Here is a 13,578-nt window from a genome sequence, read left to right on the forward strand (position 1 = left end):
TGAAACACCCCGCTTACCTGATGGCAGAAGCTCAGCGCACTCGAGCTCGGACCACGCGGGTCGTCTCCGGCAGCACACCCTCTCCCAGTACTTCCACCCGTACGTCGGAGAGACGGAACTTCTTGATCTGCTTCTGAGCAGCCTCGACCTCGTTCGCCGCATTCATACCCTTGAGAAGGATGAGCTCTCCCCCGTCGCGCACCAGCGGTGCCGTGATCGGGACGAGAGTCCGCAGCGCGCTCACCGCGCGCGCCGTCACGACATCGAAACTTGCAGGGGGCACGTCTTCAGCCCGCGCACGCAGCACGGTCGTGTTCGTCAGCCCCAGTTCCGAGACCTGTTCATTGAGCCAGGTGATCCGACGCTCCATCGGTTCGACGAGCGTCCACTCCACATCAGGACGAGCGATTGCGAGCACGATCCCGGGAAGGCCCGCACCCGATCCGATGTCGGCAACAGAACCGCGAAAGAGAGGCGCGGCGATCACACTGTTGAGGATGTGGCGCGTCCACAGGCGAGGAAGCTCGAGAGGACCGATGAGTCCTCGCTCCTCCCCTTCACGTGCGAGCGCTGCTGTGAACGCCCGCGCGATCTCGATGCGATCTCCGAACAGCTCGGCGGAGATCGGCGGTTCCTGCTCGAGCTCACTCATGAAGGTTCACACAGAATCGATGTTTCACGTGAAACATCAACGACGGCGGAGAACCGTGTGCCGGTCAGCGCCTTCGCCGTACGACTCGGAGACGAGCCCACGTTCCGCGGCGATGTCATGCACGAGCTTGCGCTCATAGCTGGACATCGAGGGCAGCGAGGCCTGGGACGAACCCTCATCGAGCTTGGCTGCGGCAGCGTCGACGAGCGTCTCGAGCTGGCGACGGCGCGTGTCGCGCGAGCCGGCGATGTCGAGGATGAGGCGCGAGAACGAGCCAGTCTTGCTCTGCACGGCCAGACGGGTCAGCTCCTGCAGCGCCTGCACCGTATCGGGGGCGGAGAGCAGGGACAGCCCGTCGCCCTCAGCTTCGATCGAGACGTAGGCGCGACCCTGACGGACGTCGAGATTCAGGTCTCCGTCGATGTCGGCGATGTCGAGAAGTTCCTCGAGGTAGTCCGCCGCGACGTCGCCTTCGTTCTCGAGCTGAGCCACCGTGGGCTCGGTGTTCTCGGTCATGGTCTCAGTCATGAGCCGCTCCCCTTCTTCTTCGCGCGCTTCTTACCCACCGGCTGCTGACGCTTCGGTGCTTCCGCCTTGGCCTTCTCGGCCTCTTCGAGCAGACGCTGCTGCTCCGCCTCGTATGCGGCCATCGGGACGACCTTGCCAGAGGAGTCGATCGCCTTGCCCTTGCGAGCGAGACGCTCTTCACGGGCCTTGGCGGCTTCGGAGCCGGGAGTCGGCATCTCACGGATGACGAGGAACTGCTGTCCCATGGTCCAGAGGTTCGAGATGAACCAGTACACGACGACACCGAGCGGGAAGAAGACACCCGAGAAGATGAAGCCCAGCGGAAGGACGTAGAGCATGATCTTCTGCATCTGGTACGCCTGGCCGGTCTTGGCCTCGGGCGACAGGTTCTTCGAGATGATCTGCAGCTGCGTGAAGAACTGCGAGGCGATCATGAGGACGACGAGCGTGACCAGGATGACGATCGCGGTCGTGTTCTGCGCGTCGACCGCGTTGCCCAGGGTCTCGTGCAGCGAAGCGACTCCGAAGAGCTTCGCGTCGTAGAACTCCTTGGTGAGCTCCGGGCTCAGCAACCCGACGCCACCGACACTGTCCTTGGCGTGCTTGCTGACGTCACTCAGCACGCTGTAAAGAGAGAAGAAGATCGGCATCTGCACGAGCAGCGGCAGGCAACTCGACATCGGCGTCGTGCCGTGCTTCTTGTACAGGGCCATCGTCTCGCGGCTCATGGCCTCGCGAGAGAGCTGATCCTTCTTACCCCGGTACTTCTCTTGAACTTTTCGCAGTTCAGGAGCAATTTCCATCATCTTTCGCTGGCTCTTGATCTGCTTCACGAACAGCGGGATCAGGGCGGCACGGACGACGATGACGAGTCCGACGATCGACAACACCCAGGTGAGACCGGATGCGGCGGGAAGGCCGACGGTGGTCAGCAGCCAGTGCCAGGCGACGAGGATGAGTTCGACGACCCACTTCAGCGGCCAGAGGATGGTGCCGATCAGATCGAAGCCACCCGCAGCAGGTGCATCGCTGGGAGTGGAGCTGGCTAGCAGAAGGTCAAGACCCACCGATCAGTCCTTTCGGGAAGGGACGACGAAACCGTGTGCAGTCAGGTCGTAGCGGAAGTGTTCATGCGGACGGACGTCGTCGACGCCACCGCTGGTCCAGGGATTGCAGCGGAGGATGCGCCATGCCGAGAGCACCGCCCCCTTCACCGCGCCGTGCTGCTGCACCGCACCTACAGCGTAGGCGGAACAGCTGGGGTAGTACGCACAGACATCTCCATACATCGGGGAGATCACCTTGCGATAGGCGGTGAGGAATCCCAGCACCAGATTGCGCGGCACCAGGGGAACGCTGCGAAGCACATCCTGCGACTGCAAGCGCGCCGTCCCGATGGACGAGGCCGGGAGAGCGGTCATGCCGACACCGCGACCGTTGGGGCGAGTCGACTCAGACACCGATCGACGTCGGCGCGGAGTTCCGCGAAGGATGCCGTCGCCGACGCAGGAAGGGCACGGATGACGACATCCGTGCCCTCGGGAACGCGTTGCAGCGCTTCCGCGCACACGGCTTTGAGTCGCCGACGCACGGTGTTGCGCACCACAGCGGTGCCTACCTGCTTGCTGATGATGAATCCGAACCTCGCGGCCCTGCTCTCGCCCGTCGTCAACATCGAGGTGATGACGCGCGCCCCGCCACAACGGGATCCGCGTCGAACGACCAGACGGTAGTCGCTCCCGCGGGTCAGCCGATACGGGCGGGCGAGCACAGTGGACTACGCAGAGAGCTCGGTGCGGCCCTTCGCACGGCGGGCAGCGAGGATGCCGCGGCCGGCACGCGTACGCATGCGGGCACGGAAGCCGTGCTTCTTGGCGCGACGACGGTTGTTGGGCTGGAAAGTGCGCTTGCTCATGGAATCACTCCGGGAATGCTGCCACCGGATTCACTTCGACCGGAGACATGGGGAACTGCCGAAAAAGGCATAAGTCAACCGACTTAGGGTACGTCTTACCGGCGCGCAGAGCAAATCTGCGCGCTTCCGTGGTCGACCACCGGCACGAACCGCACAGCCATTATCCACAACCGGGGCTCGCCCGGCGAGCACAACACGCGCGCGTATTTTCAAGGGCAGGTTGCCGTTCACAGCCGCGGTGACTACCGTGGCATCCTAAGTTATCCACAGGGGCACAGCACGTCGACCCCGCCTCGATTCCTCGTCCGGAGCGTCATGTCATCACCTGCCCAGCCCGACGTCCCCATCTGGACCACGGTGCAGGAGCTTCTGGTCGATGACGATCGTGTCACTCCCCAGCTGCAGGGATTTCTGAGTCTGGCCGTCCCGGCCGGCGTCATGTCCGCGACGCTCTATCTCGAGGTGCCGAACGATCTCACCGCCGCGCAGATCAACAAGCGCCTGCGGCTGCCGATCATGGAGGCGCTCTCGCACATCGGCGAGGAAGTGACCTCATATCGGGTCGTGGTCAATCACGAGCTGGCCGAGCAGCAGGCGGCCCCGATCGCGGTGGGCGATTTCGGGCGACACGAGCAGGTCCGTGTGGAGTCGCCGATGGAGCAGCCGACACAGTTGCGCCACGAATCACGGCTCAATCCGAAGTACACCTTCGACAACTTCGTGATCGGCCAGTCAAACCGCTTCGCCCACGCGGCCGCCGTCGCCGTAGCCGAAGCCCCCGCGAAGGCCTACAACCCGCTGTTCATCTACGGCGACTCCGGCCTCGGGAAGACGCACCTCCTCCACGCGATCGGTGACTACGCGCAGTCCCTCTACGCCGGGGTCAAGGTTCGCTACGTCTCGAGTGAGGAGTTCACCAACGACTTCATCAACTCGATCGCGAACAACCGTGGCGCCGCTTTCCAGGCCAGGTACCGCGATGTCGACATCCTCCTGATCGACGACATCCAGTTCCTGCAGGGGCGGGCCGAGACGCAGGAAGCCTTCTTCCACACCTTCAACACACTGCACGATCACAACAAGCAGGTCGTCATCACCAGTGACGTCGCCCCGAAGCATCTCACCGGGTTCGAGGATCGGATGCGGAGCCGCTTCGAATGGGGTCTGATCACCGACGTGCAGGCTCCCGACCTGGAGACACGCATCGCGATCCTTCGGAAGAAGGCGCAGAGCGAGGCGCTGCACATCCCCGACGAGGTCCTCGAGTACATCGCGACCGTGGTCTCGTCGAACATCCGCGAGCTCGAAGGAGCCCTCATCCGGGTGTCCGCCTTCGCCAGCCTGAATCGATCGGCACTCGACATCTCGCTGGCCCAGACCGTGCTCCGCGACATCATCGACACGGCCGAGGACAACATCATCTCGCCGACGGACATCATTACGGCCACGGCGCAGTACTTCAAGCTCACGGTCGACGACCTCTACGGTTCCAGCAGATCGCAGCAGATCGCCACCGCTCGACAGATCGCCATGTACCTCTGTCGGGAGCGCACCAGCCTGTCCCTCCCGAAGATCGGTCAGCTCTTCGGCAACCGTGACCACACGACCGTCATGTACGCGTACAAGAAGATCAGCGAGCTCATGAAGGAGCGACGTTCGATCTACAACCAGGTCACCGAGATCACCACGCAGCTCGGGCGTCGCTGACGCCGCGACACGCGGGTATGAGGGGGACTCGGCATCCGAAGGGGTGCTGAGTCCCCCTTTTCGCGTCCTGCCAGGCATTCCCGGCACCGGATAGATGCCTCTATGCACATGTGGATAACTTGTGGATGACTGTCAGTCTGATCGGGACGAATGTGGGTCAATCGATCAAACCTGTGGATAACTATGGGGGAGCCTCCGCACCCGTAGTCGGCCCCAGCCCGCGGATTCCTCAGGGATTCCACAACTGACAAGCGTGTAGTTCCTTACTCGCTCTTGCTATCCACCGAGTTATCCACAGTATCCACAGCTGTTAACACCGTTAAGGAGTTAAGTCTTTCAAGGCGCGATCCCATCACCAGACGGTGGGGAGAACCGTCGAACGAACGACAAGAACTCCGGCGTAGGGATCCGGGCGAACAGGGGGCTAGCATGGGAAGCCCTGCACCGGCAGGGCCGACGACAACGCGTCACAGTTCGACGACAAGGGAGCACCAGTGAGGTTTCAGGTCAACCGCGATGTCTTCAGCGAGGCTGTCTCGTTCGTCGTCAAGCTTCTGCCGCAGCGCAACCCGCAGCCGATCCTGGCCGGTGTGCTGATCGAGGCGGACGGTTCCGGACTCACACTTTCGGCTTTCGACTACGAGGCCTCCGCACGGACGACGATCGAAGCCACCGTCGAGACCCCGGGCACGATCCTCGTGCACGGTCGACTTCTCTCCGACATCGCCAGCCGGCTTCCGAACGCTCCGATCGAGATCGCTGTCGAAGAAGACGGTGGCATCACCGTCACCTGCGGCTCCGCCCGGTTCACCCTCGCGGCCATGCCCGTCGAGGAATACCCGTCGATCCCCGAGGTGAGCGGGTCTTCGGGTGTCGTTCCTGCAGATGACTTCGGTACGGCGATCTCGCAGGTCGGATTCGCGGCTTCCCGCGACGACGTGACCCCGGTGCTGACCGGCGTGCAGCTCGAGGTGTCGGGTCACAGCCTCAGCCTCGTCGCGACCGACCGTTACCGGGTCTCTCTCCGTGACGTTCCGTGGGACGGGGAATCCGTCGAGGCGACCGCACTGGTTCCGGCGCGTACGCTGCTCGAGGTCGGAAAGACCTTCGGCCACGCCGGCACCATCCAGATCGCTTTCTCCGGAGCAGGGGACCGCGAGATCATCGCGTTCACCGCCGGCAACAAGACGGTCACATCGCTGCTGATCAAGGGCAACTTCCCGCCGGTCCGCCGCCTCTTCCCCGAGCAGACCGACCACTACGCGGTCGTGAACACCGCTGATCTCGTCGAGGCCGTCCGGCGTGTGTCGCTCGTGCTCGACCGTGCCGCGCCGCTTCGCTTCACGTTCTCGAACGACAGTGTGACGATGGATGCTTCGGGTAGCGAGCACGCCAGGGCTTCCGAATCCGTCGACGCGATTCTCTCGGGCGGCGACGAAGTCACGCTCGGCCTGAACCCGCAGTATCTGATCGAGGCTCTCGGTGCGGTGAAGAGCGAGTTCGTCCGCGTGACCTTCACGTCGAGCGACAACGCCAACAAGCTCAGCCCGGTGCTCATCACGAGCCAGACTTCGGTCGATCAGGCCGGTCTCGATTCGTTCAAGTACCTTCTTCAGCCGAACCTCCTCCTGCGCTGATCTCTTCTCTCTCCTACCCGAAACGTTCCCGGATCAGCCGTCAGCCGATCTACGAACCGTCGCGGGTGAGGATGCTCCCGGAGCGAGCATCGGGAGGGACCCACGAAGTGGGAGGGAACCCGCTCTGCGAGCGAAGGGTGCGTCCTCACCCACGACCCACGCGCGAACACCAGAGAAGAACAAGTGTCAGACCCCGAAGATAGGCTGACTCCGTGATTGTGGAGCACCTGAGTCTGGTCGATTTCCGTAATTACGCGACCGCCGAACTCGCCCTCCACCGCGGCCCGAACGTACTGGTGGGTCGCAATGGGCAGGGCAAGACGAATCTCGCCGAGGCGGTGGTCTTCCTCGCGACCCTCGGTTCGCACCGGGTGTCGTCGGATGCGCCGATGGTGCGCGACGGCCAGGAGTTCGCGGTCATCCGTGCGCGGCTTTCGCATGGCGAACGTCGGGTCCTCGCCGAGGTGCAGGTGAACCGGCAGGGCTCGAACAAGGCCCGCATCAACGGCTCGCCGTCGAAGCCGAACGAGCTTCCGCGCTACGCGCATGTCGTGCTCTTCGCCCCGGAAGACCTGCAGATCGTGCGCGGCGATCCGTCTGCGCGTCGCCGATTCATGGATCAGCTCCTCATCCAGCGCATCCCTCGCATCTCGGCCGTGCTCGCGGACTACGACCGCGTGCTCAAGCAGCGCAACGCCCTGCTCAAGTCGGCGCGAGCGCGCGGCATCCGCGGTGAGGGTCTGAGCACGCTCGATGTCTGGGATGACAAGCTCGTCGCACTCGGTTCCGAGATCATCACGGTGCGCCAGCGGTTGGCTGCGGATCTTCAGCAGCCGGTGGCCGACGCGTATGAGGCCATCGCCGGCGCCGATCATCGTCCGCAGTTGGAGTGGGCGCTGTCGGTCGGCGGTGGGGATCCCGAAGAGGGAGAGGACGGAGCGTCGGGCGCGGAGGAATCCCCTGCCAGCGGCAAGCTCAGTGATCCGCAGCACATCGCGGAACTCTTCCGTGCCTCGTTGGCAGCCAAGCGGTCGAGCGAGCTCGATCGCGGTCTCACACTCACAGGTCCGCATCGTGACGACCTGGTCCTGCGCGTACGTGATCTCCCGGTGAAGGGCTACGCCTCACACGGCGAATCCTGGTCGGTCGCGCTCGCGCTCCGACTGGCGTCCGCCGAGTTGTTGCGCAGCGAGTCCCCCGCCGGAGATCCGGTGCTGATCCTCGACGACGTCTTCGCCGAACTCGATGCCGACCGACGACAGCGACTCGCGACCCTGACGGCGGGCTACGAGCAGGTGGTGGTCACGGCGGCGGTGGAGGAGGATATCCCCGAGGTGCTGCATGCCCACGTCGTGCGGATCAGTGCCGGGACGATCAGCGACGAGCGGGAGGCTGCGGATGACTGACGCCGCGTCGACTCCGCCGGTCGAGGTGCCGGAGACGGTCGCCACCTATCTCCGGCTGCGTGGTCTGCAGCCGAGCTCGAAGAGCTGGAAGCGCAAGCGCCGCATCGCCACCGACGATGACAACGCACCCTTCACCCCGGGCCGGGACCCGGGTGCACTCGGCGCGGTGCTCGACAAGCTGAGTCGGGACTCCGGCTGGCAGATCACGCTCGCCCGTGAGGACCTGGTCCGGCAGTGGGCCGATCTGGCGGGCGCCGATACCGCGAAGCACTCCGAACCGGTCTCTCTCGAGCGCGGATTGCTCACCGTGAAGTGCGACTCGACGGCCTGGGCGAAGAACCTCCAGTTCATGCGGGCGACCATCCTCACCGAGATCGGCCGTCGCTATCCCGATGCGGGTGTCGAGAACCTCCGCTTCATCGGACCGGACGTCCCCTCCTGGAAATGGGGTCCCAGAGTCGTTCCAGGGCGGGGCCCGCGCGACACCTACGGGTAGGACACCACGAATGGGGTCCACAACGCTCAGAGGGCCACACACGGCCGTTGAGCGGCATTTCCCGACGAAACCCCGCTAGAATGGGAGTTCGTGATATCGATGTGGAGAATGCCCTCTGATGACGCCTGAATCCCCTGCTGACGAGACGGAATCGAACACCGGGGGAACCTCCGACCCCATCGACGGCTCCGAGACCACGAGCAACACGATCTCTCCCAAGATCAAGCAGCCCGGCGAGTACGGAGCCGACTCGATCCAGATCCTCGAAGGCCTCGAGGCGGTGCGCAAGCGCCCCGGTATGTACATCGGGTCCACGGGTCCGCGCGGTCTGCACCACCTGGTCTACGAGATCGTCGACAACTCGGTCGATGAAGCACTCGCCGGATACGCCGACACGATCTCGGTGACGATGCTCGCCGACGGTGGCGTGCGCGTGGTCGACAACGGTCGTGGCATCCCGGTCGACCCGCACTCCTCCGACCCGAACAAGTCGACGGTCGAGGTCGTGTTGACGATCCTGCACGCCGGTGGAAAGTTCGGCGGCGGCGCCTACGCCGTCTCCGGTGGTCTGCACGGTGTCGGATCCTCGGTCGTGAACGCGCTGTCGACCCGCTTCGACGTCGAGGTCAAGCAGAAGGGCTTCGTCTGGCGCCACTCCTTCGCCGACGGCGGCATCCCGCAGCAGAAGCTCGAGAAGGGCGAGGCGACCGACGAGACCGGTACCAGCATCACGTTCTGGCCGGACGCGTCGATCTTCACCGAATCGATCGACTTCGACTACGACACGCTGCGCACGCGGTTCCAGCAGATGGCGTTCCTCAACAAGGGATTGCGCATCGATCTGCGCGACGAGCGCGAGTCCTCGGCCTATGAGGTGGAGGAAGAGGGCGCGACGATCACGAAGCAGCCCGGCGATGTCTTCTTCTACGAGCGCGGACTCGTCGACTACGTCGAGTACCTCAACAAGGTGCGCCATGCCGAGGTCGTGAACGACGAGATCATCGCGTTCGAGTCGGAGGACACGCAGCGAAAGATCTCCCTCGAGGTCGCCATGCAGTGGACCACCTCCTACACCGAGAACGTCTTCACCTACGCCAACACGATCAACACCCACGAGGGCGGAACGCACGAGGAAGGCTTCCGCGCGGCGCTCACGACCCTGGTGAACAAGTACGCCCGTGCGAACAACATCCTCAAGGAGAAGGACGACAACCTCTCCGGCGACGACGTGCGCGAGGGACTCACGGCGGTCATCTCGATCAAGCTGGGCGAGCCGCAGTTCGAGGGGCAGACCAAGACCAAGCTCGGCAACACCGAGGCGAAGGCTTTCGTGCAGAAGGTCGTCGGCGATCAGCTCGGAGACTGGTTCGAACGCAACCCGGTCCAGGCCAAGAACATCATCCGCAAGGCTCTCGACGCGGCGACCGCTCGCCTCGCCGCCCGCAAGGCCCGCGAGACCGCACGTCGCAAGAGCGTCTTCGAGTCGGCGGCCATGCCGGACAAGCTCAAGGACTGCACGAGCAAGGATCCGTCGATCAGCGAGATCTTCCTCGTCGAGGGTGACTCGGCCGGTGGTTCCGCCGTGCAGGGTCGCGACCCGCACACCCAGGCGATCCTGGCGCTCCGCGGCAAGATCCTCAACGTCGAGCGCGCGCGTCTCGACAAGGCCCTGGGCAACAAGGAAGTCCAGGCGATGATCCAGGCCTTCGGCACGGGCATCGGCGAAGAGTTCGACATCGAGAAGGCGCGCTATCACAAGATCGTGTTGATGGCCGATGCCGACGTCGACGGCCAGCACATCACCACGCTGCTGCTCACGCTGCTGTTCCGCTACATGCGCGGACTCATCGAGGCCGGCTTCGTGTATCTCGCGATGCCGCCGCTGTACCGACTGAAGTGGTCGAACTCCCCACACGAGTACGTGTTCAGCGATGCCGAGCGCGACGCCCTGCTCAAGCACGGCCTCGACAACGGCAAGCGGATCCCGAAGGACGCCGGCATCCAGCGCTACAAGGGTCTCGGTGAGATGAACCCGAAGGAGCTGTGGGAGACGACGATGGATCACACCACGCGCACCCTGCAGCAGATCACCATCGAGGATGCCGCCGCCGCCGACGAGATCTTCAGCGTGCTGATGGGTGAAGACGTCGAGTCCCGACGCAGCTTCATCCAGCGCAACGCCAAGGACGTCCGCTTCCTCGACATCTGACGCCCCGCGGGCTCAGACCAGATGTGTGACAGAGAGATTGATTGATGACTGACGAAGAACGCACCGAGCCGGAACACGACCACGGCAAGATCGACCAGGTCGACCTCCAGTTCGAGATGCAGCGCAGCTACCTCGACTACGCCATGGCGGTCATCGTCGGGCGTGCCCTCCCCGACGTGCGCGACGGCCTCAAGCCGGTTCACCGCCGTGTGATCTACGGCATGTACGACGGCGGCTTCCGCCCCGACAAGTCGTTCTCGAAGTGCGCCCGTGTGGTGGGCGAGGTCATGGGCCAGTACCACCCGCACGGCGACTCGGCGATCTACGACGCCCTCGTGCGTCTGGTGCAGCCGTGGTCTCTGCGGTATCCGCTGGCTCTCGGCCAGGGCAACTTCGGCTCTCCCGGCAACATGGGCGCCGCGGCTCCTCGATACACCGAGACCAAGATGGCCCCGCTCGCGCTCGAGATGGTGCGCGACATCGAAGAGGACACGGTCGACTTCACCGACAACTACGACGGTCAGACTCAGGAGCCGACGGTCCTGCCGGCCCGCTTCCCGAACCTGCTCGTCAACGGCTCGGTCGGTATCGCGGTCGGCATGGCCACGAACATCCCGCCGCACAACCTGCGCGAGGTATCGGCCGCGGCGCTGTGGGCACTCGACAACCCCGGCATCTCCCGCGAGGAGCTGCTCGACGGCCTGATCCAGCGCATCCCCGGTCCGGACTTCCCGACCGGCGCGCAGATCCTCGGCACCAAGGGCGTCCACGAGGCGTACCGCACGGGCCGCGGCTCCATCACGATGCGCGCCGTCGTCAACGTCGAAGAGATCCAGGGGCGCACCTGCCTCGTCATCACCGAGCTGCCCTACCAGGTCAACCCCGACAACGTCGCGGTGAAGATCGGCGACCTCGCCCGCGACGGCAAGATCACCGGCATCGCCGACATCCGTGACGAGTCCTCCGACCGTACGGGTCAGCGCCTGGTCGTCGTGCTCAAGCGCGACGCGGTCGCGAAGGTCGTGCTGAACAACCTGTACAAGCACACGCAGCTGCAGGAGAACTTCGGCGCGAACATGCTCGCGATCGTCGACGGCGTGCCGCGCACGCTCGCGATCGACGGTTTCATCACGCACTGGATCACGCACCAGATCGAGGTGATCGTCCGGCGCACGGAGTTCCGTCTGCGCGAGGCCGAGAAGCGCATGCACATCCTGCGCGGATACCTGAAGGCGCTCGACGCGCTCGACGAGGTCATCGCGCTCATCCGTCGGTCGCAGACCACGGCCGATGCGAATGAGGGACTCCAGGAGCTCCTCGACATCGACGAGATCCAGGCCGACGCGATCCTGCAGATGCAGCTGCGCCGTCTGGCTGCACTCGAGCGTCAGAAGATCATCGACCAGGCGAACGAGCTCGAAGCACAGATCACCGACTACAAGTCGATCCTCGCCGACGAGGGCCGTCAGCGCACGATCATCCGTGAAGAGCTGACCGGCATCGTCGACCGCTTCGGTGACGAGCGCCGCACGCACATCCTGCACGGCTTCGACGGCGATGTCTCGATGGAAGACCTCATCGCCGAGGAGGAGATGGTCGTCACCGTCACGCGCGAGGGCTACATCAAGCGCACGCGCAGCGACAACTACCGCTCCCAGCACCGTGGCGGCAAGGGGGTCAAGGGCGCGCAGCTTCGTGCGAACGACATCGTCGAGCACTTCTTCGTGACGACGACGCACCACTGGCTGCTCTTCTTCACCGACAAGGGTCGCGTCTACCGCGCGAAGACGTATGAGGTGCCGGAGGCCGGACGCGATGCCAAGGGCATGCACGTCGCGAACCTGCTGGCGCTGCAGCCCGACGAGAGCATCGCTCAGGTGCTCGACATCCGCGACTACGAGGTCGCCGACTACCTGGTGCTGGCCACGCGCGAGGGTCTGGTCAAGAAGACCCGCCTCGAGGCGTATGACACCAACCGTCAAGGCGGCGTCATCGCGATCCGTCTGAACGACGAGGACGAGCTCGTCAGCGCGCTCCTCGTGAACGCCGAGGACGACATCCTCCTCATCAGCCGTCGCGGCATGTCGGTGCGCTTCGAGGCGACCGATGAGGCGCTGCGTCCGATGGGTCGGGCGACGGCCGGTGTGCGGGGTATGAAGTTCAAGATCGACGAGGACTGCCTGCTGTCGGCGTCGGTCGCCGCCCCCGGGAAGTTCGTGTTCATCGTCACGGACGGCGGCTACGCGAAGCGCACCGCGGTCGAGGAATACCGGGTCCAGGGACGCGGTGGAACAGGCATCAAGGTCGCCAAGCTGAACGACGATCGGGGCACTCTCGCGGGTGGTCTGATCGTCGCCGAGGACGACGAGGTCTTGGTGGTTCTCTCCAGCGGCAAGGTGGTACGCTCTGCCGTGGCCGAGGTCCCCGCCAAGGGTCGAGACACCATGGGAGTGGTGTTCGCCCGGACGACGGAGGCCGACCGCATCCTCGCCATCGCCCGTAATGGCGAGCGTGGCCTCGCCGAAGACGAGGCCGATGCGGAGGATGCCGAGACCCAGGCACCTGAGACGACAGAGACCCCCGAGGATACAGACGCATGAGTACAGTGGCCGACAAGCTGGCGAAGAAGTCGACACGCAAGACCAGTGGCAAGCAGGTCCGCCTGCGTCTGGTCTACGTCGACTTCTGGTCGGCCGTGAAGCTCTCGTTCCTCGGAGCGGTCGCTCTCGCCGTGGTCACGATGGTGGCGTTCTTCCTGATCTTCCTGGTGCTCCAGGCGACCGGGATCATGAAGACCGCTGAGGGATTCCTGCTCGGCATCACCGGCAACGAGTTCGTGCTGTCGGAGGTCGTCGGTCTGCCGCAGGTCATGGCTTTCGCCGCGGTCGTGGCGATCCTGAACCTGATCGTCTTCACGGTGCTCGGCGCCGTCGTCGCCGGGATCTACAACCTCGCGGTGAAGGTGACGGGCGGACTGCTCGTCGGGTTCATGTCGAACTGATCCTCGAACCGGATTCCCGCAGGGCGG

At 64.4% G+C, this 13,578-nt stretch carries 13 protein-coding genes; 7 read left to right on the forward strand and 6 right to left on the reverse strand.

Going from position 1 to position 13,578, the window contains the following annotated elements:
- Nucleotides 1-31 precede the first annotated feature (31 nt).
- Genes rsmG through rpmH form a run of 6 tightly spaced genes read right to left on the reverse strand, consistent with a single transcriptional unit; the run spans nt 32 to nt 3,095 of the window.
- Nucleotides 32-652 carry a 16S rRNA (guanine(527)-N(7))-methyltransferase RsmG gene (rsmG, locus tag ACNPM4_RS01770; RefSeq protein WP_029264212.1) on the reverse strand — a complete coding sequence of 207 codons (621 nt, stop codon included), beginning with the start codon at nt 650-652 and terminating at the stop codon, nt 32-34.
- 36 nt (nt 653-688) lie between these two features.
- Nucleotides 689-1,180, reverse strand: coding sequence for a Jag family protein (locus ACNPM4_RS01775; protein WP_029264211.1), 492 nt, complete (start codon nt 1,178-1,180; stop codon nt 689-691).
- On the reverse strand, nt 1,177-2,247 hold the full coding sequence (yidC, locus tag ACNPM4_RS01780; protein ID WP_029264210.1) for a membrane protein insertase YidC: 1,071 nt from the start codon (nt 2,245-2,247) through the stop codon (nt 1,177-1,179). The genes ACNPM4_RS01775 and yidC overlap by 4 nt, the downstream gene beginning before the upstream one ends.
- A gap of 3 nt (nt 2,248-2,250) precedes the next feature.
- Nucleotides 2,251-2,601, reverse strand: coding sequence for a membrane protein insertion efficiency factor YidD (yidD, locus tag ACNPM4_RS01785; RefSeq protein WP_448984494.1), 351 nt, complete (start codon nt 2,599-2,601; stop codon nt 2,251-2,253).
- Nucleotides 2,598-2,951, reverse strand: a complete 354-nt coding sequence (gene rnpA, locus ACNPM4_RS01790; protein ID WP_081860056.1) for a ribonuclease P protein component — start codon at nt 2,949-2,951, stop codon at nt 2,598-2,600. The genes yidD and rnpA overlap by 4 nt, the downstream gene beginning before the upstream one ends.
- A 6-nt stretch (nt 2,952-2,957) precedes the next feature.
- Nucleotides 2,958-3,095, reverse strand: coding sequence for a 50S ribosomal protein L34 (rpmH, locus tag ACNPM4_RS01795; RefSeq protein WP_013584598.1), 138 nt, complete (start codon nt 3,093-3,095; stop codon nt 2,958-2,960).
- A 438-nt stretch (nt 3,096-3,533) separates the two neighbouring features.
- Between rpmH and dnaA the strand changes: the two genes are divergently transcribed.
- The 7 genes from dnaA to ACNPM4_RS01830 all read left to right on the forward strand — a co-directional run bounded on the left by dnaA (nt 3,534) and on the right by ACNPM4_RS01830 (nt 13,551).
- Nucleotides 3,534-4,802, forward strand: a complete 1,269-nt coding sequence (dnaA, locus tag ACNPM4_RS01800; protein ID WP_372469430.1) for a chromosomal replication initiator protein DnaA — start codon at nt 3,534-3,536, stop codon at nt 4,800-4,802.
- A 494-nt stretch (nt 4,803-5,296) separates the two neighbouring features.
- Nucleotides 5,297-6,439, forward strand: a complete 1,143-nt coding sequence (dnaN, locus tag ACNPM4_RS01805; RefSeq protein WP_029264206.1) for a DNA polymerase III subunit beta — start codon at nt 5,297-5,299, stop codon at nt 6,437-6,439.
- 212 nt (nt 6,440-6,651) lie between these two features.
- Nucleotides 6,652-7,845, forward strand: coding sequence for a DNA replication/repair protein RecF (gene recF, locus ACNPM4_RS01810; RefSeq protein WP_448984495.1), 1,194 nt, complete (start codon nt 6,652-6,654; stop codon nt 7,843-7,845).
- Entirely contained in the window at nt 7,838-8,341 is a 504-nt protein-coding gene (locus ACNPM4_RS01815; protein ID WP_400857255.1) for a DciA family protein, read from the forward strand. The genes recF and ACNPM4_RS01815 overlap by 8 nt, the downstream gene beginning before the upstream one ends.
- Nucleotides 8,342-8,459: 118 nt before the next feature.
- Entirely contained in the window at nt 8,460-10,550 is a 2,091-nt protein-coding gene (gyrB, locus tag ACNPM4_RS01820) for a DNA topoisomerase (ATP-hydrolyzing) subunit B (protein WP_308737271.1), read from the forward strand.
- A 44-nt stretch (nt 10,551-10,594) separates the two neighbouring features.
- Nucleotides 10,595-13,150, forward strand: coding sequence for a DNA gyrase subunit A (gene gyrA / locus ACNPM4_RS01825; RefSeq protein WP_029264202.1), 2,556 nt, complete (start codon nt 10,595-10,597; stop codon nt 13,148-13,150).
- Nucleotides 13,147-13,551, forward strand: a complete 405-nt coding sequence (locus ACNPM4_RS01830) for a DUF3566 domain-containing protein (RefSeq protein WP_029264201.1) — start codon at nt 13,147-13,149, stop codon at nt 13,549-13,551. Before gyrA ends, ACNPM4_RS01830 begins: the two co-directional genes overlap by 4 nt.
- The last annotated feature ends 27 nt before the right edge of the window (nt 13,552-13,578 follow it).

This window comes from Microbacterium umsixpiens, assembly GCF_053543675.1.